This window comes from Virgibacillus proomii (assembly GCF_018916875.1).
GTDB classification, from domain to species: domain Bacteria; phylum Bacillota; class Bacilli; order Bacillales; family Amphibacillaceae; genus Virgibacillus; species Virgibacillus proomii_B.
Genome location: NZ_JAHLNO010000019.1, coordinates 541,412 through 563,012 on the forward strand (window position 1 = coordinate 541,412; position 21,601 = coordinate 563,012).

The following is a 21,601-nucleotide window of genomic DNA, read 5'->3' on the forward strand; positions in this document are numbered from 1 at the left end:
ATAAACATACTTCATATGAAATAATTAATCAACAACTGTGTTTTCAGCAATTGTTAAATAGGAGGAGATGCGGGATGGCTGCTGAACCAAATGAATCCAAAACCCGAAAAATAAAACCTCGTACATTAGCCACCATTCTATCCATTATTCCTGGATTGGGACAAATGTATAATCGACGTTTTTTGAAGGGCTTTATTTTCTTAATCGTTACTATTGCATTCTTAGTTTCAACTTGGAATTATATTGATATTGGAATTTGGGGGCTTTTCACTCTTGGTACAATACCACGTGAACATCATTCTATTCAGTTACTCATTCAAGGATTAATATCATTGATTATCCTTGCATTTGGAATAGGGATATACGTTTATAATTTTATGGACGCCCGTTCTGATGCAATAGCTAGAGAAGTAAATCGCCCTAAACCTACATTATTACAAGGTGTAAAAAGTTTTTACAATAATGGTTTTCCGTATTTTATGATTTTACCGGGCTTATCAATGTTATTATTTATTGTCGTAGTCCCATTATTGTTCATGCTTGCTTTGGCCTTTACGGATTATAACCAGTATAATGCGCCACCACGAAATTTATTGAACTGGGTAGGTTTTAACAACTTTGTTGATTTAGTTAATATCGGTATTTGGAAAGATACATTTCTAAGTGTTTTTAGCTGGACAATTGTCTGGACGGTTGTCGCCACAACATTACAAATTGTTTTGGGGCTATTTTTAGCTTTATTAGTAAATGATCCGCGAATAAGATTTAAACGAGCGATTCGAACGGTATTAATCTTGCCTTGGGCAGTTCCAGCGTTTGTTTCCATTTTGATTTTTTCAGCATTGTTTAACCCTACTTTTGGAGCGATTAATCGGGATATATTGAGTCACTTTAATTTAATGTTGCCTTGGTTATCTGACCCGTTTTGGACGAAGGTTGCTTTAATTATGATTCAGACATGGTTAGGATTTCCCTTTGTTTTTGCATTATTTACTGGTGTGTTACAAAGCGTTCCTCGAGATATGTATGAAGCTGCCGATGTTGATGGAGGTACGCGTTTGCAAAAATTGCGCTATATTACCTTACCGCACTTATTGTTTGCAACAGCGCCATTATTAATTATGCAATACGCAGGAAATTTCAATAATTTTAATATCATTTATTTGTTTAATGAGGGTAATCCTGCTGTCCGTGGACAGAATGCTGGTGGAACCGATATCTTGATCTCTTGGGTTTATAAACTAACTTTTGAATCCAATAATTATAATATGGCCGCTGCAATTACGATAATTATGGGATTAATCGTTTCCTTATTTGCCTTTTTCCAATTTAGGAAGACAGCTTCGTTTAAAGAGGAGGGACGTTACTAATGGCTATGTCACGAAAGAAAAAATCGAAAATCGAAGTAACGTTTATCTATATCTTTTTGTTACTGATGTTTATTGTTATTGCATATCCGTTATTTTGGGCATTTATGATGAGCCTAAATCCAGGGTCCAACATGATGGTGACGGAATTAATACCAAAGAACCCAACTTTAGAGCATTATAAGTGGTTATTTACCGATCCAAATAGTGATTATTTAATTTGGTATAAGAATAGCCTCTTTGTAGCAATCGTCAATTCAATTGGGTCAGTCATTATAACTTCGCTGATTGCATATGCATTTTCTCGCTATAAATTTGTTGGTAGAAAATATGGTTTGTATATGTTCTTGTTATTGCAAATGTTCCCGGCATTAATGGGAATGGTAGCATTATATATTTTATTAAATACGATTGGTTTAACCGACTCACTTTATGGTCTAATGTTGATTTATCTCGGTGGTCAAATTCCTTTTAACGCATGGTTAGTAAAAGGATATTTTGATACGATTCCGAGAGAACTTGATGAAGCAGCGAAGATAGATGGAGCCGGTCATTTGAAAATATTTTGGACGATCATGTTACCATTAGCAAAACCGATTTTAGCAGTAGTAGCATTGTTTAACTTTATGGCGCCATTTATGGATTTTTTATTACCACGAATTGTTTTAACAAGTCCGGAAAAATATACATTAGCACTGGGACTTTACAGTTTTATTAATGACCAGTTTTCTACGAACTTCACGAAATTCGCAGCGGGTTCCATCTTAATTGCTGTACCGATCGCTCTTGTATTTTTGTTATTACAGCGCTATTTAATTTCTGGATTAACTTCCGGTGCTACGAAAGGTTAAGGCGTTAAAATATTGAACAACAGGAGGGCAATATCATGCTTGAAGACACTAGTTTTGCTATTCATCCTGGTAAAGAAACCGGAAATGAAGCTATTAAATACGTAGATATTGGAAAGGTAATCGAGTATAAAACAACAGGAGAAAATTATCAGTTTATTAGTGAACATAGCTATGTAACGATTAGCTTTTTTAGTGATTCTATTGTTCGTATCGTTATGAATCCATGGACGACACCAGATTTGACTCTTTCACAAACGGTAGTTGCTACTCCGGAAAAAGTAAAAATAAACGAACATGAAACGAATGAAACAATTATCCTGCAAACAACAAAGATGGAACTTGTTGTAAGAAAACAGCCACTTCGGATTACCATTAAGGATGTAGCAGGTCATGTACTCGTAAGTGAATTAGAGCGTGGTATGGCTTATCGGGAAAACGGCGAAGTGATTGTGTTTAAAGATAAAGATGAACAAGATCATTTCTATGGATTTGGGGAGAAAAGTGGATTTTTAGATAAACGTGGTGAAAAATATGAAATGTGGAATACTGATGTATATGCGCCGCATAACCCCGAGACAGATCCATTGTATCAATCGATTCCATATTTTATGACATTGCGTGATGGAAGAGCACATGGAGTATTTTTTGATAACACATTTAAAACGACTTTTGATCTAAAAAGCTATAAAAATACTTATTCATTTCATGCAGAAGGTGGACAGCTGGACTACTATGTAATGACCGGACCAGAGCCAAAATCTGTGCTGGAGCAATATACATTTTTAACAGGACGCATGCCGTTACCAGCTAAATGGGCACTAGGGTACCATCAGTCGAGGTATAGCTATGAATCAGAGGAAGAAGTTAGAGCATTAGCAAAGAACTTTGTAGAACGCGATATTCCAGTCGATGTCATTCATTTAGATATTCATTATATGGATGAATACCGGGTGTTTACCTTTGATAAAAATCGCTTTCCAAATCCGGAACAGCTGATTACAGATTTACGTGAAATGGGAATTCGAATTGTTCCAATTGTAGATCCTGGTGTGAAAAAAGATCCGGAATATCCGATATACCAAGAAGGTGTGTGGCAAGATAACTTCTGTAAATATATTGAAGGAAATATTTATTATGGAGAGGTTTGGCCGGGTGTAAGTGCCTTCCCTGATTTTACAGAGGAACGTATACGCAAGTGGTGGGGAAAACAGCATGCTTACTATACAAACATGGGTGTTGAAGGTATCTGGAATGATATGAATGAGCCGGCTGTCTTTAATGAAACAAAAACAATGGATACATCGGTAATGCATCGGAATGATGGAAGACCAACAACTCATCGTGAGCTTCATAATGTGTACGGATATTTAATGGGAAAGGCTACGTATGAGGGAATGAAAAGTCATCTAAAATGTAAACGTCCATTTTTGCTGACCCGTGCCGGTTATGCAGGTATACAGCGTTATGCAGCTGTGTGGACTGGCGATAATCGTAGCTTTTGGGAGCATCTGCAGATGAGTTTGCCAATGGTCATGAATTTGGGTTTATCTGGTATCGCATTTACGGGCCCTGATGTTGGGGGTTTTGCTCATGATACAAATCCGGAACTTCTGGTACGCTGGATGCAAATCGGTGCATTTACACCATATTTTCGTAACCACTCTGCAATCGGAACACGTTATCAGGAGCCATGGATGTTTGGTGAAAAATATGAATCCATTCTAAAGAAATATATTCAAATGCGTTACGAATGGATGCCGCAATTATATTTACTGTTTTATCAAGCAAGCGGGCAAGGGCTTCCGGTTATGCGACCATTATTGTTGGAGTATCCAGATGATCAAAAAACGTATCATTTAAATGATCAAGTAATGATTGGTGATAACGTCATCGTAGCACCTATTCTAGCGCCATCCGTAACGGATCGTGTCGTTTATTTCCCAGAGGGAAGTTGGGTCGATTTTGTTACGGAACGAGAGTATGAAGGTAATCAAGTGCATATTGTTCATGCTGAGCTTGATGAACTTCCAATTTTCGTTCGAAAAGGGACGGCGATCATGCAAGGGCAATATGTTTCTAATACAGAAAAGCAAGGAAAAGATCTTTGGATGTATGTCTATGCCAGTCAATTGAATGAAGAATATCGTTTTACTTTTTATGATGATGATGGAGAAACATTTAGCTACGAGGATGGTGAATACTTGAAGCTAGACGTGCAGATTACATCATCAGCTAAAAAAGTTGAAATTGATATCATAGATAAAGAAGGCACATATCAGCCGAAATATAATGAAATAAAAGTAAAAGTAATTGGTCTAAGCGATGAACAAAATGTTATAATAAACGGTGTGGAGCGTACGAATCATTCTAGTTTAACGATTTAAGATTACGTCGAGTAGAGGGTGAGATGGATAATGGTAACAATTAAAGATGTAGCAAAGGCGACAGGTGTTTCACCTTCTACTGTTTCCAGAGTGATTGCAGATAATCCGCGCATTAGTGCCGAAACGAAAAAGAAGGTAAGAAAAGCAATGAAAGAATTAGGGTATCATCCTAATATCAATGCGAGGAACCTGGTTGCCAAATATACGAAAGCAATTGGGGTAGTCATGCCTTCTTCTGCCGATAAATCATTACAAAACCCATTTTTTCCCGAAGTATTGCGTGGTATCGGCTCTATTACCCATAAAATGCAATATTCCATGACTTTATCTAGTGGAGAAACAGAGGACGAGATTTTTGCCGAAGTGGAACGAATGGTTTACGGCAGTTATGTAGACGGCATTATTTTATTATATTCGCGAGTGAATGATCGAATCACAAACTTTTTGCGAGAAAAGGGCTTCCCATTTGTTATGGTAGGGAAACCTTCAGAATATATTAATGAAATAACGCATGTTGACAATGATAACTTCAGTGCTGGAAAAGAAATTACAACGTATTTAATTCAAGAAGGTCATAAGCGGATTGCCTTTATTGGTGGTTCAAGAGATTTAGTGGTGACAATGGATCGAGAAAATGGCTATGAAGCAGCTTTAAAAGAAGCAGGTTTTCCTATTTCAAGCTCGTATAGTATTCATGCTGAATTCCTCGAATCTGGGGGAAGAAAAGCAGTAGAAGAATTGTTAAAGCTGAAGCAACCACCTACTGGAATTGTGGTTAGCGATGATTTAATGAGTTTAGGTGTGCTAAGTACACTTGAAGAGTTGGGCTTTCATGTTCCAGAAGATGTTTCATTGGTAAGCTTTAACAATGTTTACTTATCAGAAATTACGAACCCCGCTTTAACTACAGTCGATATTCAAATTTATCAACTCGGTGCTCAATCAGCAAAAGCGTTAATTGAAAAAACACAATCTAAAGCTGAACCGGCTAAACGAATCATTATTCCATACAAAATCGTGTATAGAGAGTCGGTTGCAAAAAGCTAAGAAGAACTAAAAAGTGGTGAAAAAACCCCACTTTTTAGTTCTTTTTTTGTTGCTTAGGAAATTTATCTTTTTTTCATTGGAGATAATTGTTTAAAAAGTAACTTCGTCGTCTAGCCCAAGCGCTCGTTCTGTTAGCAAACTTCGAGCTTCTTCCTATCTACAATAAGTCAAGGGGCCCAACGTCGGCATACTCCTGTTGCAGGGTCATGTTTCCTTTATTCCGGATGTAAAAAGCCGTATTTTTCTCATTTCAAAAATGCGTGTATGATGTTGAAATAAGCAAGTATTCTAAAGCATGGCATTGCCTATACTAGATCTTCCAGTGTGTCGAAGTCCCGAACGGTAGTTCCGATTATGAGGGCATTATGAAATAAATAACGGAGAGTTTCTCGTAACAAGCATGGAGTCATTCGAGCTTTTATATCGTTATTTTTACACAGAATTCTTGTACTATAGGAAAGCATAAAACTTTAGGCTTTATAGTATAAGAAAAACTATAGCTTTCTCCATAAAGACTTGGCGACAAGCCAAGTTTTTCTAATCTTAGGAGAGGGCGATTTTAAACCCTATATTTAGAGCAAAAACTTTATAAAAAGAGTGACAACAAACTCCTTATTTGTTAAAATATTTAATAAATATGGAATAGTGTTTATTTTTAACTAAATAGATGCTATGGATTAACTGTTAAATCTAATTGACTCTTCTTAACCAGTTGAGCAAAGCTTAGATTAAAACCAGTTATATTGACGGGAGATATTGCTGTCTATATAACTGGTTTTATTATTTAAAGAAGGAGAACAGTTAGAAAACAAGATAGAGCTAAGAAACTTTTCAAATTATTAAGTATTGGGGGATAAGCAATGTCTAAATTAAGGGTAGCTGTTGATGTCGGCGGTACGTTTACAGACGTATTTGTATTTGATGAAATAAGTAAGAAGATCTATGTGGAGAAAACGTCTTCCACTCCTGCAAACCCTGAAATTGGTGTAATAGAAGGGTTGGAAAAGGCTAACATACCATGTGAAGAGATCATGGTTTTCTCACACGGCACTACTGCAGGTACCAATGCTTTAATTGAACGAAAACTTCCTAATACGGCACTAATTACAACGAAGGGGTTTCGTGATGCAATAGAAATCCGCAGGGGTACAAAATTAGATTTATGGGATGCATATAAAGATGTTGCCGAACCATATATCAAAAGAAGAGATCGTTTTGAAGTTACAGAAAGAACCGATTACTCTGGTCATATCCTTGTTGGGGTAAATGAGCAGGAAGTAAAAGAATTGGCACATAAGCTAAAAAGGAGAGGGGTAGAAGCAATTGCTATTTGCTTCTTAAATGCTTATATCAATGGAGAAAATGAGCGAATAACAAGAAATATATTGAAAGCATATTTACCAGATGTCTTTATCACTATTTCAAGTGATATTCTTCCTGAAATTTTTGAACATGAGCGAATGAGTACCACGATGATTAATGCAGTTCTCGGTCCAAAAATAAGTAACTATATTAAAACGCTCGAAAATAAATTAGAAGCTAAGGGCTATAAAGGAGAAATTTTAGTCATGCATTCCGGCGGAGGTGTTATGACGTCAGAAAATGTACAACGATATGCAGGAAGACTTGCAAGCTCAGGGATTGCAGCTGGTGCGATAGCTAGTAAATATATTGCGAATCTATGCGGGTTTAAGAATGCAATTGGGCTAGATATGGGCGGAACAAGTACGGATATTTCTTTAGTGTATGATGGAAAATTAAAAATGACAAAGGATTGGTATATCGAATATGGATATCCAATAGGTTTTCCTAGTATTGAGATTTTGACGATTGGCGCTGGAGGGGGGAGCTTAGCTTGGATTGATGCAGGTGGATCACTTAGGAATGGACCTGAAAGTGCGGGTTCAGATCCGGGACCTGCTAGTTATGATAAAGGAGGGACGCAACCTACAAACACGGATGCAAATTTGATCTTAGGAAGACTTAGCCCTTCACTTTTAGATGGTCAAATGCAATTAAAAAAGGAACATGCGCTTCAATCGCTACAACCAATATGCGAAACATTCGGTTATACTCATTTTGAAGCTGCAGACGCAATATTAAAAGTGGCAAATGCTAATATGAGTGACGCCCTTCGTCTTATTTCTGTTAGAAAAGGCTATGACCCAAGAGATTTTGTATTAGTTGCGTTTGGCGGAGCTGGAGGGTTACATAGTGCTTATTTGGCAAAAGAGCTGCATATTCCTCATGTTATTATACCGGCTTATCCGGGTGTGGCAGCTGCTTTTGGCTGTTTACTTGTTGATTATCGTCATGACTTAACACAAACCTATGTAGCGGATATAAAAGACGTAGATAAAGATGATTTAAATAAAGCATTTGCTAAATTAGAAGAAAAGGCAATAAAGCTATTGGAAAAAGAAAAGGTTTCTCCACAAAATATGCAATTAATTCGGTATTTGGAAATGCGTTATGCAGGACAGTGGAGATCGCTTGCTATCATTGTTAACCGCCCAATCGTTTCTTTAAACAGTGCTTTAGACAAGTTTCATCAAGAACATGAACGGGCGTTTGCCTTTTCCAATCCTGATCAAAAGGTGGAAATTTATGGATTACGGGTTGAGGCCATTGGAACAGTACCTAAACCTGAACTGGCTAGAGAGAAGCCTTCCGGAAGTTTACAAGCTGCATTAAAAGGATATCGAGAGGTTTATTTTGCTGAAAAAGACGGTCTGGTACGTACACCAATTTATAATCGGCCGTGTCTTCCAGTGGATAGTTTGATACATGGACCTGCAATTGTAGAACAGCTAGATTCAACGGTTATTATTCCTCCAGAGTTTACTGCTACAGTTGATGAATATAAAAATATAATTATTCATGTAAATATAGGGGGTGCTGATGATGGAAGCAATGCAAAACAATTCATTAGATCCAGTAACATTTGAAGTACTAAAAAATAGTTTTATTAACTTAGTTGATCAAATGTCGGAGCAAATACTACGAACCTGTTATTCATTTGTTATATATAATCGGGATTTTAGTTCAGCATTATGTGATGCTAATGGTAACATTGTAATGCAAGGTACACAGGATATTGCTGTTCATGTAGGAACTTTACACCTAACTGCAAAAGCAATTATTAAAGACTTTCAAGAAGATATTCATCCTGGTGATGTGTTTCTTATTAATGATCCTTATCGTGGTGGTACCCATTTTAGTGATGTAAGAGTGATAAGACCAGTATTTTATCAGCAAACATTAATTGCATTTATCCAGTCAAATGGTCACTGGGCTGATGTCGGTGGAAGTATGCCTGGTTCATTTGATGTCAGCTCAAAAGATCATTATGGAGAAGGAGTCCGGATACCGCCAGTTCGCATCTGGAGTAAAGGTAGATATTTGAAAGATGTTGCTAATCTTATTGTGTCCAATATGCGTGTTCCAGAGGAACGTCTCGGAGATTTACGTTCACAGGTAGAAGCAACAAAAGTAGCGGAAACAGAGCTTCTTAGATTAGTGGATAAATATACGATTGATACAGTACTAGTGGCATTTTCTGAAGTACAGAATTATGTAGAACGATTAACTCGGGAAAAATTAAAGGAACTACCTAACGGAACTTGGGAAACGGTTGATTATATAGATATGGACCCGGATTTGGGAGACGGTATGATTCCAATTAAAGTTAAATTATCTATAAAGGAAGACAACATATTTTATAATTTAGAAGGGACTCACCCAGCTATAGGTTGTTTCCTAAACGCTTCATATGGTTCGTCGCTGTCAGGATTGTATGCTGGAACAAAAACGTTTTTTCCTGATATACCGCTAAATTCTGGGTTCTATCGTGTTATTGAGGCAAACTTACCAGAAGGATCGGTTGTAAATGCACGATGGCCGGTAGCTGTATCTGGTTTTTGTTCAGGACCATATGAAAAAATTATAAATGCATGTTTTGAGTTGTGGTCACATATTATGCCTGAAAAAGCACTGGCATGTTCATTTAATTTAGAGTATTTATTAATTGGAGGATGGGATGCTAGGGAGGGCTATAATCGATTTTTTATGTGGTATGACTGGATGGCCGGTGGACATGGCGGGCGTATCAGTAAAGATGGCGCTAATGCAATGTCTCCGGTATTTGGAGCAGGGTTAAGTGTCCAACCTTGTGAAGGTCAAGAACGATTAACTCCTGTTGTCACTTCCTATCATGAAATTATGATTGATTCCGGAGGACCAGGTGAATACCGTGGAGGATGTGGAGCTAAGAAAGGTGGAACGTTAACTGCTATTCAAGATGCAGTTATGTCTGTATGCTGTGATCGTTCAAGGTCTGTTACGTGGGGACTCTTTGGCGGGTTGCCTTCAAACCCACATGGAAATTGGTTAAATCCTGAAACGGAAACAGAAGAATTCTTAGGAGCTTTCTTTTCAAATGTCGCATTGAAAGAAGGAGACAGTTTTACCAGGCCTTCTGCTGGAGGGGGTGGTCTTGGCGATCCACTAAAACGCAATCCGCAACATGTATTGGAAGATGTAATAGACGGATATGTTTCTGTCCAACGTGCTATAAAAGATTATGGCGTGGTTATCAAGGCAATTGATCCTGACATTGATCAATATGAAATTTTGCATGAAGAGACGACTCAGATGCGAACCTATATAAGATGCAATAGGAAAAATTGGCTAACAGAAAATCCACAAATTGTAGTTAAAAAATATAAAAACGGCGAGATTGATAAGTTGGACTTAATCCGTCGATATGGGGTAATTATTGACTTTTCAACAGATACGGTATTGGAAAAATCAACTCAACAGTTTCGTAATATGCTTAACAACCGTTCAGCAGCATATTGGGAATAAATATAGTATTTTGGAATGATGAAAATCAAGATAAGTAAACTATAGGTAATCCTAAAACTACAAAAAATGACTCATTCCTTCATGATTACAAATAATCCCATATCATCTTACACATGATATGGGATAACTGAAGGGAGAAACAAGCTTTACGAAGAAATTCGATGCATCATTTTTAAGCTGCTTTTTTAATAAAAACTGTAATATAAATTTTCAGATCAACCACCTAGGCTTTTCTAATTATTTCATCTACATAAAGTTCACTACACTAAGTAATTATATAATATTAACTGGCAATAGTTGTTACTTTTTCATACTGTGAGAACAGCAACAATAGCATTTTTTTACTAGATACTAATAATTATTCCTTCCACGTATCGACCAACACTCTCATCCAATTTTTGTAGGCAATCTTTGTTAATTCCTCATCGGTAAAACCGTAAGTTTTTAATTGATTCATAAGCTTTGGCAGTCCGGTAACATCCTTTATACTGTCTGGAACTATTGTACCGTCAAAATCGGAACCTAAGGCAACATAGTCAACTCCAAAATTTTCAGCGATATAAACAATATGTTGGATAATTGTATCTAATGATATATTCGTTTCAAATTTTCCATCTGCTCGCAACATATTGACAGCAAAATTGATTCCTACTACTCCATTACTTGCTTTGATCGCTGCTAATTGATTGTCGGTCAGATTACGGGAAATTGGGCAAATGGTGTGCACATTAGAATGTGTTGCGACAATCGGAGCTTCACTAATTTTTACAACATCCCAGAAACCTTTCTCATTTAAATGGGCTGTATCAATCATAATTCCTAATCGATTACACTGTTTAACTAAATTTTTCCCATCATCGGTTAATCCATTTCCGATATTGGGTGACGATGGATAACGATAAGGAACCCCTTCCCCATATTGATTAGGACGACTCCAAACAATCCCTAATGAACGTAAGCCGGCTTGATAGAGAACATGAAGTGCATCAAAATTAGTATCAATTGCTTCAGCACCTTCTATATGAAAAATAGCTGCAAGAATTTGATTATTTAAGCAATAGATTAATTGATCGATATTTTTTATAACTTTAAATCCACCATTTGACTCGGATTCAAGTTTAAACAGTATAGCTGCTAATGCATTTGTATAGTTTAATGCAGTTGGTTGATCGATTGGGGGAGGAAGAGGGATATCATAGCCGCTTTCGGTAAGATATTGTGCAGATTCCATATGGTAATTTTTATTTGGTGTAAAAGCGGCAAAAAATCCTCCCCCAAAATTTCCTTTTTTTGCACGAGGAAAGTCAATATGTCCCAACTCGGTTTCATTAAAAAATTCTAATTCATGAATTGCAGAAGTATGTAGTTCTAATAAAGTATCATTATGACCATCGAATATAGGAATAGTCTCCACTTTTTATTCTCCTTTACTGCCAAAAGGCGGTTGTTAGGTAGTTCCTGTTTCAAATAAAACGTAATACAAATTGAGATAGTTGAGCTAAAAACAAAGGATTTAGTTACTAAAAACAGCTTATCATAAAAAGTAGTAAATTTTCTGTTTTAAATATAAATTTAGATGTCATATGTAAATAAATAGTTGTTTTTCCTTTACTCCTATCTAAGTGCTTACTAAAATTTAGCTTGAAAAATTCCGTTAGAAGCCAACATACAGCCTTTTATAAAACGTTTTACTAAAAATCAACAATCTACTTGATAATAGTTATACCATCTTTATGGATAAAAACAATAAAAATTGTAAAAAATATGGATTTTTGTACTGTTCGAGATTGGAGATGAGTTCGGCAAACTTTGAAAAAGAATGAGAGCGGGTATTGTCAGGAGCAAGCGAATAACTTATATATAACATATATAGTTTTTAAGCTTTGGCAGGAAAGGATATCGATAAAATACCGACAAATACATTAAAAAAGCTGGGCTTGTTACTTAGTTTTCCTATGCTTATTTATACCTACACTTGATTGGTAAAATCCTTCGAAATGCACTTGTTGACCTTTGTTTTATTTTGCTAAGCTAACTGTAGCTCATTTGGAATTTCATTTTTTTTTTTTTATTGTAGTCATACATATCAATTTTAAGTATGGTGTGAAATTAATCGATGTTCTGTTAGACCGATATTTTGAAAAGCTGATTATTTTCAAACGGGTGCATTGCTTTTCTAATAATCTTCCATTTATTATGTATTGTTCATATCTATTATGCAAAAGTGTGGGAAAATAAGTGGTCAGTTTATATTTGTAGGGGAGGAAGAAAACCTTCTTGGGTAAAAGCTCGTTTATATAAAGGAGTAAGTGTTCTTTGGAGATGAACAGTTGTAAAGGGGGAAAACAGATTGACCAAAGAAAAGATGGAGGATCTGTTACACATGATTACCGGTATGATGAATGAATTGGAAGACATACGGGTAAGCAGTCGTAAAGTAGATGACGATTATGACGAATTGGAGCAACGTATCCAATTTATGAAAGTAAACATAGATGGGCTGGAGAGGGATTTACATTATATAAACAGACAGGTTTCAGTTGCAAATGGACAAAGGACATAATCAATATCAATAAAGAACATTTTTAACAGCGTGCAAATGCAGGCTTATTTTTTTTGCTTAAAAGTCCTGATAAGAGTTTTGGTTATGTCAACAAACCGGATAAGTTGGTTGAATGTCGTAAAACGTTTTAGGTTTTAAACATACGTGAAAGCGATTAGGACGCCTGACAAAATGTCAATTTTTTACAACGTTTTATACAAATTGTATTTAATAATGAATTGAAATTGGTATAAGGCTTGTGGATATTGACCAAAACATATTACAATGACATTAAAGTCGATATTTGTAAGGTGATATTTGTGCAAATGCAATCATTTAAAAAAGTAGTAGAAGCAAGCTATTTAACTGCTGAGAAAGCGTGGAGTTACCGAACTATTCTTCGTTACTTTTATATACAGCATGAGCGAATGCGTGAATTTCTTTTCCCTGAAGAGATCTATGCTTATTTAAATAAGCTGCCGGATTTTGCTGATTACACCGAAGAACAGCTGCACCAGGATCTGGATCAGCTAGTAAAATGGAATAACTTATTAGCACGACAAGAAATGGGAAGAGCGTATTCCATTGAGGAATTTAAAAAGAAGCGGTTTCGTTATCAATGTACTCCTTATACCGTAGAGTTTGAACGAATGCTTTTGGAAATGGAGAAGAGTGGAGAAGCGTTTGGCGGATCATTGGAGAAAAAGGAGTTTGAACGTCTATACCAAAATCTAGTCCAATTAGAAACAGTTTTACAGCAGCCCGTTTTGTCTAAAGCAGATGAATGTTCCCAACTGTGGAATGATATTTTTACCTATTTTCGTTCTATTACAAAAAACACCTCTGATTATATTGCTCACATTAATAGTGAGGAGGCGGAAGAGCGTATGTACACCGAAGCTTTTCTCATATATAAAGATAAATTTACTGCTTATCTACGTGATTTTATTATTGGTCTTCAGCACACCGCCCAAAAAATCCAGCTATTACTACGATCATTAAATATAGATGAACTACGCCTTTTTATGCAACAGGTGATTGTCCATCAGCAACATGTGCCTCGATTTGAAGATATTACAGATGAGACAGTCTTAATGGAAGAATTAGAAGCAAGATGGCAGACGTTAATGACGTGGTTTTTAGGAGATGTTTATCGTGAAAGTGAATTGGAAAGTTTACAGACGCGTACCAATGAACAAATAAGAAGAATCACCAGAATAGTACAACGATTAGGGGAAAGACATCATTATTTTCGGAGTCGAAAAAAAGATTACTTACATTTAGCCAAGTGGTTTGCTTCTATAGAAGATATTCATGAAGCCCATGAATTATCTGCTGTGGCATTCGGAGTTTTTCATACGCGTCATCTGTATAGTGACCATATCCCAACAGAGGATATTTATACAGATACGTGGGAAGAACAGCCAATGAAGCATGAAACAAAGCCACGAATCCGTAATTATCGTGAAAAAACAAAAGCAGGTGCAATTATTTCGAAAGAACAGGAAAAAGAAGTGGCTCGACAGAAATATTTACAGGAGAAGCTCGTTGAACAAAAAACATTAGAAAAATATATGGTTGGGAATGAAATAAAGGTTGAAAAGCTTCCGATCATTGAAACTTATGTAAGGAAAATGCTGCTTGGTTGGATTGGAAAAGCAATGGCTAAAGAGGACTATACAATCAAGACGGAACATGGAAGGTTGGTTAAAGTTCATATTTCACGAACGAAGCGAGTTCAGCTGCATGCAGTGGATGGATCGATGGAAATGCCTGCTGTTACTTTTGAATTTTTAAATAAGGGGAACAAATATGGAACATAGTCATTTTGATGAAAAAGCACAAGCTGCGATGCGAATTTTGTTTGAAAACTTTTGGATATTACGTTCTAAACAACCAGAAGCTTATCAATTAATTAGGGAACGAGAAAAAGTAATAAAACGCTATGTTATGGATAAATTTGGTTTTGATTTAATTGTGCATCAACATTTTATTAAGATGGAAAAAATTCCGGTACAAACGAAAAGTTGGATGGGTATTCAAGCATTTCAAGAACCTCGTGACTATGCGGTTTTTTGCAGTGCTTTAGCTTTTACAGAGAGTCGAACCGTAGATGAACAATTTCTATTAACCGAAATTTGTGAAGAAATAAAAGATCTTTATCCAGGGGATCTACCGTTAGATTGGACTAATTATCATCATCGTAAATCACTTGTACGTGTCATTAAACAATTGGAAAAATTATCAATTCTGTCGGTCGTTGAAGGAGAAGTGGAACATTTTGCGTTAAACGAAGAGCATGAGGTACTATATGAAGTAACCATATATGCTAGATATTTTATGCGTTCATATCCAAAAGATATATCAGAATATAACTCCAAAGAAGAAATTTTACAAGGTGAATGGAGCCGTCACGAAACAGTTGACGGACGAAGAAAACGTGTTTATCGTAAATTACTCCTTTCACCTGCTGTCCAGCGGGAGAGTGAGAATGATCCGGACTTTGCTTATATACGCAATTATCGAAATCGATTACGGGATGATTTAGAAGAACATACTTTATTTAGGTTTGAAATTTTTAAAAATGCTGCGCTACTTGTAGCTGATGAAAAGAAACAGGAGTTGACACTCTTTCCGGATCAAAAAGCGATTATCGATATTGCTTTACACTTTGCAATGTATATTCGTCAACATCAAGAAAAGTTCTCACCAGATGCTTTTGGTAATATTCGTGTTAGTGCAGTGGCGTTTGAACAGATTTTAACTGATTTACATGAGTTTTATGGAAAAGGTTGGAGTAAGCAATATCGGGATGGTAGCTTAAAACAAACGCAAAAAGAACTAACGGAAACGTTAAAAAGCTGGGAAATGCTTGAACAAGATCATTTCACAAAGGACTATATTATCAGGCCGTTGTTAGGTCGTGTTGCTGGACAATATCCGAAGTCATATATGGAAGAGGAGCTCGCGTATCATGAAAAAAAATAAGTGGAAACTAAATCGCACAGGCTTACTAAACTTCTGGTATTATGATGATGAAATTTTTGAATTTGCAGATGGAAAGTTATTATTAAGAGGAAGTAATGGTTCAGGAAAATCAGTAACCATGCAAAGTATTTTACCGGTTTTGCTTGATGGTAAAAAGTCTCCTGATAGACTGGATCCATTTGGTTCAAAGGCACGAAAAATGGAGGATTACTTACTTGGGGAGAAAGATATTGCTAATCGTGATGAACGTACAGGCTATTTATTTATTGAGTATAAACGTGAAGATACGAATCAATATATAACTACTGGAATAGGAATGCAGGCTCGTCGTCATAAGTCAATGAATACATGGTATTTTTTAATTAATGATAATCGAAGGATTAATTATGAACTCACTTTATATGATAATGAACGTCACGCAGGTAAAACGCAAAAACTTCCGCTTTCCCGAATTCAATTAGAAAATCGAATTGGCGATGGCGGATTTGTTGTCCGTACACAGACGGAATATATGCAGCTTGTTAATAAATATATTTTTGGCTTTGAGGAAATCGAGGCGTTTGAGGATTTGATTAAGCTGTTAATTCAATTACGTAGTCCTAAATTATCAAAGGATTTTAAACCAACCGTTATTTATGAAATTTTAGAAGCGGCACTTCCTCCGTTAACAGATGAGGATTTGCGTCACTTATCAGATACCATTGAGCATATGGATCAAACGAAGCAGCAAATAGAGCAGTTAGAACGTGAACAATTTGCTTTAGATAAATTAATTAAACGGTACGATGATTATAATAAGTACGTTATAGCTGAAAAAGCAAGTGAATATATTGAAGCAAATAAGCAATATATCAAGAATAACAAAAATTTAGCAGAAAAAACGAATGAAGTAAACCAGCTGGAGACAGATATTGAAGATTTACATGGGCGAAATCGAATTTTAGCGCAAACAAAGGAAATTTTAGAAAAAAAGCAAGAGCGATTACGTCATCATAAGGTATGGAATCTGGAAAAAGATCGTTCCGATGAGCAACAAACGTTGCAAGAGATAGAGAAAGATATAAGCAGAAAAAGTGACCAAGCTACTCATAAAAAACAATTAGAACTACAAACAATAGATAAAATATCTGCACTAGAAGCTGAAATTGAAAGTATTGAAACGGAACTGACAGAGGGCTTAACGGACTTACAAGTTATTGCTGATGAAGTGTCATTTGACCGTCATGATTTAAATGAACAGGATTTCAGGAGAAACCAGCATAATAAATTTAACTTTACTGTTTGGCGCCAAGAAGCAGAAAATCATTATAAGTTACTGGTGACAATCAGTGAGGAATTTAGAATTTATGAACAACTGAAAAAGGAAATAATCAATTATCAAAAAAAACTTGCAGATACGTCATTGCAATTAGATACAATTCGCCAAGAAGAAAAAGACTGGTCAAGTATTTTTGAACAGGATAAGCAGGAAAAAGTATCCGAGATTTATCAATGGGTGCATGATTATGATTTTATACCAATTGACGAAGTAACGTTGCAAACAACTGCCAGAGAAATGGAGCATCTTTATGAAGACAATACATTTGAGGAAATTCGCCATTTATTTGTAACTAAAAGTAATGCATATCAAATGGAAAAAAATCAGTTGATAGCGACTTTAAAAGGAAAGTTGACCTTATTAAAAGATGATCTGAGTGAAAAAAAAGCGGAACTTCTAAAGTTGCAATCAAGACGCGATCCTGAACCACCTAATCAGAAAGAAGCAACAAACATTGCTCGTAAGCAGTTAAAAGATGGTAAACATGAGTTTGCTCCTTTTTATGAAGTGGTAGAATTTCAGGATCATGTTCCAGAAAAAACCCGCAGACAAATGGAAGCAGTATTATTAGACGCCGGCATTTTGAACAGTTTAATCGCTAAGGAAGGAACTCCAATTCAGAACGACCGAATTATTAAACCACAGCCTCAAATGATGGCACATACGCTAGCCGATTATTTAAAGCCAGATATTGATAAGGAACAACATTTATCTGAGCAATTAGTCGATGATGTACTACGTAGTATTCTAGTGGTAGAAGAATTAGACGCAGCAAGCTTTAGTTTTAATGAAAATGGGAAATATCGCATCGGGTTCATCGAAGGTCATACATCCAGAGTAGATGCCGTTCGTTTTATTGGAAAAACGGCAAGAAAACGTTACCGAGAGGAACAAATAAAGAAAGTAAAAGAAGAAATTGTCAATTTACAGCAACAGTTAGAAGGTATACAAACAAAAATTGGAGAGCTTGAAGCAAATGTAATTGCTGCCCAAGAGGCAATAAAACAATTTCCCAACGATAAAGATCTTCAAGTTAGTTATACAAAGATAAAAGAAAAACGTTTTGAGCGTAAGCAAATTCAAAAAGAACTAGAACGAATCGATTCAGACATGCAAGAGACGAATCAAGCATATCAAAAACAAAAACAACTGCTTGATAAAGAGACAAGAGACCTAAATATTACACTTTCTTTTGAAGCGTATAAGGAAGCAACAACAGAGATGCGCGATTATGAAATGACATTACGCTCTTTGATTACTGCTCATACTACCTTTTTATTAAAACAGGAGAATATAGCCCACTCACGACAACGATTAGAGCAATTAATTATCGAAGTCGATGAGTTAAACGGGGAGCTAAATGAACTAGATGATAAAAAGGCGAAGACGGTAGGTAATATAAAGCAAATTGCACAGCAGCTAAAGTTGCACGGAGCTGATGATATCCGTAAGCAAATCCAAGAGGTTCAAGTCTCATTGCAAAAAGCAGAACAAGAATTTTTCGAGAATAAATCTACTTTACCGCAAAAACAAGCAAAGCGAGATACATTATTGCAACAAATAAACAAAGAAAAGCAACAACAGAGATTTTTTGAAAAGATGATTGAAGCGTGGTTGGCTAGTTTTGTTCAAGAAGTTCACTATCAGTTTATTCATTTTCCAGAAGCATTGGAGACAAATGAAGATCGTACACAATGGATTATTCAGAAGTATAGTCATCTAGTAAATGAAAAGAGTCTAACTGCGATTGAAGGGCAATTAACAAGTGTATATTATGAACAGCATTCGAACTTAATGGAATATCGCATGACAGATGTGCGAACACAAGCTGAAGATTATCCATGGATGGATGAAGAATGGGAAGATGATCAGCAATTAAAAATCCGTTACTGGAAGGAAAAAGCAGAACGGCGACTAATACAGCTTGATTACCAAGGAAAACGGGTTGATCCATATGTCGTACGAGAAAAAATTACGAATGAACGCCTGCAACAACAACATCTTTTAGATGATCAAGACCGAAAATTATACGAAGAAATTTTATTTGACTCCGTTGGGAAAAAATTAAGAAGTCGTATAGGCAGAGCACAGCAATGGACAGAAAAAATGGCTAAGCTAATGGCTGCAAGTGACTCTTCATCAGGATTATCATTTTCAATTAAATGGAAACCGCGCACTGCGGAAACAGAGGAGGAGCTTGATACAAAAGAACTTGTAGAATTGCTCCGTCGCGACTCCCGCTTGTTAAAAGAAGAGGATATGGAACATGTAATTGAGCATTTTCGGTCAAAGATTCAGCGGGCAAAAGAGCTCGTTGATGTCAAAGGAGAGGGAAACACATTATTACAAGTACTAAAAGATGTGTTGGATTATCGAAACTGGTTTTCTTTTGTTTTATCTTATAAACGGACAAATGAGCCGAAGCGAGAGTTGTCTAATCATGCATTTTATCAATTTAGTGGCGGAGAAAAGGCAATGGCAATGTATATTCCATTGTTCACTGCTTGTTATTCTAGGTATTTAGAGGCTGCTGATACTGCGCCTTATATTATCACATTAGATGAAGCGTTTGCCGGCGTTGATGAGGACAATATTAGTGTCATGTTTCGCATCGTTGAAGAACTTGGATTTGATTATATGATGAACTCTCAAGTTCTATGGGGAGATTATGAAACAATCTCTAACCTAGCTATTTATGAACTTATTCGTCCTAAGAATAAAGATTATGTTACCGTTATTCATTACCATTGGGATGGGAATAAGCGTTCATTAGTTGTAGATAAAGAAGAAAAGACGTTACATGTATAAGTAAACTTTAACTGTTATTTGATACATGGGGGATTTTTTCCCCATGAATCCGCTCTTTTTGGAGGTATGAAAATGGAAAGTAAATTAGAAGAAGCAACATCATTTTTTAAAAGTGAAAAAGCATATGATAAGTTATTTAAACAATTCCGAAAGAAATACGAGTCCCTTGGTAGAATTGGTGGGACAGTTCCAGTTCGCCTTTTTGATGACGATGAATTAGAGACAATTGCAAGTTTCTTTGGGATATCGAAAGAAAGATTACAGAAGAAGGGCGGTATCCAAATTGCTCATTTTGCTGAGCAGTTGAAAGAAACTAAATTTAGTGAGGTTCATTTAAAGGAACTATTAGATCATTATTTCGCTGAAGTATTAATTTCTAAAAAACAACGTAAAAAAGAGCAACAACAAAAATTTCAAACTAGATTAAATCTATTGATAGGTAAATATCCATCGTTACATAATTGGTTAAGTTATATAAAAGCATGTCCACCTGAAGTAAGGTGGATGGTCCGCTTAGCTGAAGCGGACTTTTTCCGTTTTGAAAATATGGTGAATAAACTTGCTAAAGCTATAGAACGTTTGCCTGAGTCACCAGAACGTTTGCCGATGTTTAGCCAACGAATTACGGGAGACCCCCATGATTTCGATATAAATGCAGACTTAGGAAAAATGTTTCTTCATGTGCTAACGTATTATAAACAAAATCAAGCTATTACGGTTCCACAAACAACGGAAGAAATTAATGAATTGTTGAAGTCATTTCTTATTTACCGTGATGATTTATTAAATTTTGTTACTTGTGCTAATCTGTTAGCTGAAACAGCAAATGATTCTTTACACGCTGTATGGAAGGCGGCAGTGGAAACGAACACAGTTCAAAATATTCCATTACGAGAATTACTTTCTATTAAGCGTATTTATCCGGCAACAGGTAATCATGTTTGGGTAGTGGAAAACTCAGGTGTATGTTCATCATTGTTGGATGTTCAACCGAATATTCCAATTATCTGCACTCATGGACAATTTAAGCTTGCTGCATTTATGGTGTTGGACTTACTTACTATAGACAATTGTACCATTTACTATGGAAGCGATTTTGACCCAGAAGGATTGGGGATGGCTGAGCGTCTCTTAAAACGTTACCCTATTCACGTGCAATTATGGCAGATGGACACAGCGGCTTATAAAAAAAGTAATCCAGTTAAACCAATTCCTACTGAAAGATTAAAGCAACTCGAACGAATTGAACATCCTTCATTGAATCAACTAGTTCAAACAATGAAACAAGTGAAGAAGGCAGGTTATCAGGAAGCATTAGTCAAAGAAATGCTTAAAGATATCCGCTTAAAATTAAAATAATAACATAGATTTTTGAGTAAATAAGAGCTGGATTTAGCTATTTTCTTATAGGGATAAAAAGATTTTTTTAG

The 21,601-nt window shown here is 36.0% G+C and carries 12 protein-coding genes; 11 read left to right on the top strand and 1 reads right to left on the bottom strand.

Annotated elements, in window-relative coordinates:
- Nucleotides 1-74 precede the first annotated feature (74 nt).
- The 6 genes from KQI21_RS09865 (at nucleotide 75) to KQI21_RS09890 (ending at nucleotide 10,515) form a co-directional block, all read left to right on the top strand.
- A complete protein-coding gene (locus tag KQI21_RS09865) occupies nucleotides 75-1,370 on the top strand; it encodes a carbohydrate ABC transporter permease (RefSeq protein WP_216484010.1) in 1,296 nt (431 codons plus the stop codon).
- 5 nt (nucleotides 1,371-1,375) lie between these two features.
- On the top strand, nucleotides 1,376-2,218 hold the full coding sequence (locus tag KQI21_RS09870) for a sugar ABC transporter permease (protein ID WP_216484304.1): 843 nt from the start codon (nucleotides 1,376-1,378) through the stop codon (nucleotides 2,216-2,218).
- 35 nt (nucleotides 2,219-2,253) lie between these two features.
- Nucleotides 2,254-4,602, top strand: a complete 2,349-nt coding sequence (locus tag KQI21_RS09875) for a glycoside hydrolase family 31 protein (RefSeq protein ID WP_216484011.1) — start codon at nucleotides 2,254-2,256, stop codon at nucleotides 4,600-4,602.
- Between the two features lie 30 nt (nucleotides 4,603-4,632).
- The gene (locus KQI21_RS09880) at nucleotides 4,633-5,649 is read left to right on the top strand and encodes a LacI family DNA-binding transcriptional regulator (RefSeq protein WP_253291380.1); all 1,017 of its coding nucleotides are present in this window, start codon (nucleotides 4,633-4,635) and stop codon (nucleotides 5,647-5,649) included.
- 860 nt (nucleotides 5,650-6,509) lie between these two features.
- On the top strand, nucleotides 6,510-8,597 hold the full coding sequence (locus tag KQI21_RS09885; RefSeq protein ID WP_216484012.1) for a hydantoinase/oxoprolinase family protein: 2,088 nt from the start codon (nucleotides 6,510-6,512) through the stop codon (nucleotides 8,595-8,597).
- Nucleotides 8,554-10,515, top strand: a complete 1,962-nt coding sequence (locus tag KQI21_RS09890; RefSeq protein ID WP_253291381.1) for a hydantoinase B/oxoprolinase family protein — start codon at nucleotides 8,554-8,556, stop codon at nucleotides 10,513-10,515. Before KQI21_RS09885 ends, KQI21_RS09890 begins: the two co-directional genes overlap by 44 nt.
- Nucleotides 10,516-10,873: 358 nt before the next feature.
- Here KQI21_RS09890 and KQI21_RS09895 read toward each other — a convergent pair whose 3' ends face one another.
- A complete protein-coding gene (locus KQI21_RS09895) occupies nucleotides 10,874-11,929 on the bottom strand; it encodes a dipeptidase (RefSeq protein WP_216484014.1) in 1,056 nt (351 codons plus the stop codon).
- A 936-nt stretch (nucleotides 11,930-12,865) separates the two neighbouring features.
- Between KQI21_RS09895 and KQI21_RS09900 the strand changes: the two genes are divergently transcribed.
- The 5 genes from KQI21_RS09900 (at nucleotide 12,866) to KQI21_RS09920 (ending at nucleotide 21,530) form a co-directional block, all read left to right on the top strand.
- Nucleotides 12,866-13,078, top strand: coding sequence for a hypothetical protein (locus KQI21_RS09900; RefSeq protein ID WP_216484015.1), 213 nt, complete (start codon nucleotides 12,866-12,868; stop codon nucleotides 13,076-13,078).
- A 305-nt stretch (nucleotides 13,079-13,383) separates the two neighbouring features.
- Nucleotides 13,384-14,880, top strand: coding sequence for a TIGR02677 family protein (locus KQI21_RS09905; RefSeq protein ID WP_216484016.1), 1,497 nt, complete (start codon nucleotides 13,384-13,386; stop codon nucleotides 14,878-14,880).
- Nucleotides 14,870-16,045, top strand: a complete 1,176-nt coding sequence (locus KQI21_RS09910; protein WP_216484017.1) for a TIGR02678 family protein — start codon at nucleotides 14,870-14,872, stop codon at nucleotides 16,043-16,045. Before KQI21_RS09905 ends, KQI21_RS09910 begins: the two co-directional genes overlap by 11 nt.
- Nucleotides 16,032-20,171 carry a TIGR02680 family protein gene (locus tag KQI21_RS09915; protein WP_216484018.1) on the top strand — a complete coding sequence of 1,380 codons (4,140 nt, stop codon included), beginning with the start codon at nucleotides 16,032-16,034 and terminating at the stop codon, nucleotides 20,169-20,171. The genes KQI21_RS09910 and KQI21_RS09915 overlap by 14 nt, the downstream gene beginning before the upstream one ends.
- Nucleotides 20,172-20,243: 72 nt before the next feature.
- Nucleotides 20,244-21,530, top strand: a complete 1,287-nt coding sequence (locus KQI21_RS09920; protein WP_216484019.1) for a TIGR02679 family protein — start codon at nucleotides 20,244-20,246, stop codon at nucleotides 21,528-21,530.
- Nucleotides 21,531-21,601 lie beyond the last annotated feature (71 nt).

Excerpts from the sequence above, each read along its gene's own strand:
- KQI21_RS09870 (WP_216484304.1), top strand. The coding sequence starts at position 1,376 with ATGTCACGAAAGAAAAAATCGAAAATCGAAGTAACGTTTATCTATATC.
- KQI21_RS09915 (WP_216484018.1), top strand. The coding sequence starts at position 16,032 with ATGAAAAAAAATAAGTGGAAACTAAATCGCACAGGCTTACTAAACTTC.
- KQI21_RS09865 (WP_216484010.1), top strand. The coding sequence starts at position 75 with ATGGCTGCTGAACCAAATGAATCCAAAACCCGAAAAATAAAACCTCGT.
- KQI21_RS09885 (WP_216484012.1), top strand. The coding sequence starts at position 6,510 with ATGTCTAAATTAAGGGTAGCTGTTGATGTCGGCGGTACGTTTACAGAC.
- KQI21_RS09910 (WP_216484017.1), top strand. The coding sequence starts at position 14,870 with ATGGAACATAGTCATTTTGATGAAAAAGCACAAGCTGCGATGCGAATT.
- KQI21_RS09875 (WP_216484011.1), top strand. The coding sequence starts at position 2,254 with ATGCTTGAAGACACTAGTTTTGCTATTCATCCTGGTAAAGAAACCGGA.
- KQI21_RS09890 (WP_253291381.1), top strand. The coding sequence starts at position 8,554 with ATGGAAGCAATGCAAAACAATTCATTAGATCCAGTAACATTTGAAGTA.
- KQI21_RS09905 (WP_216484016.1), top strand. The coding sequence starts at position 13,384 with ATGCAATCATTTAAAAAAGTAGTAGAAGCAAGCTATTTAACTGCTGAG.
- KQI21_RS09920 (WP_216484019.1), top strand. The coding sequence starts at position 20,244 with ATGGAAAGTAAATTAGAAGAAGCAACATCATTTTTTAAAAGTGAAAAA.
- KQI21_RS09880 (WP_253291380.1), top strand. The coding sequence starts at position 4,633 with ATGGTAACAATTAAAGATGTAGCAAAGGCGACAGGTGTTTCACCTTCT.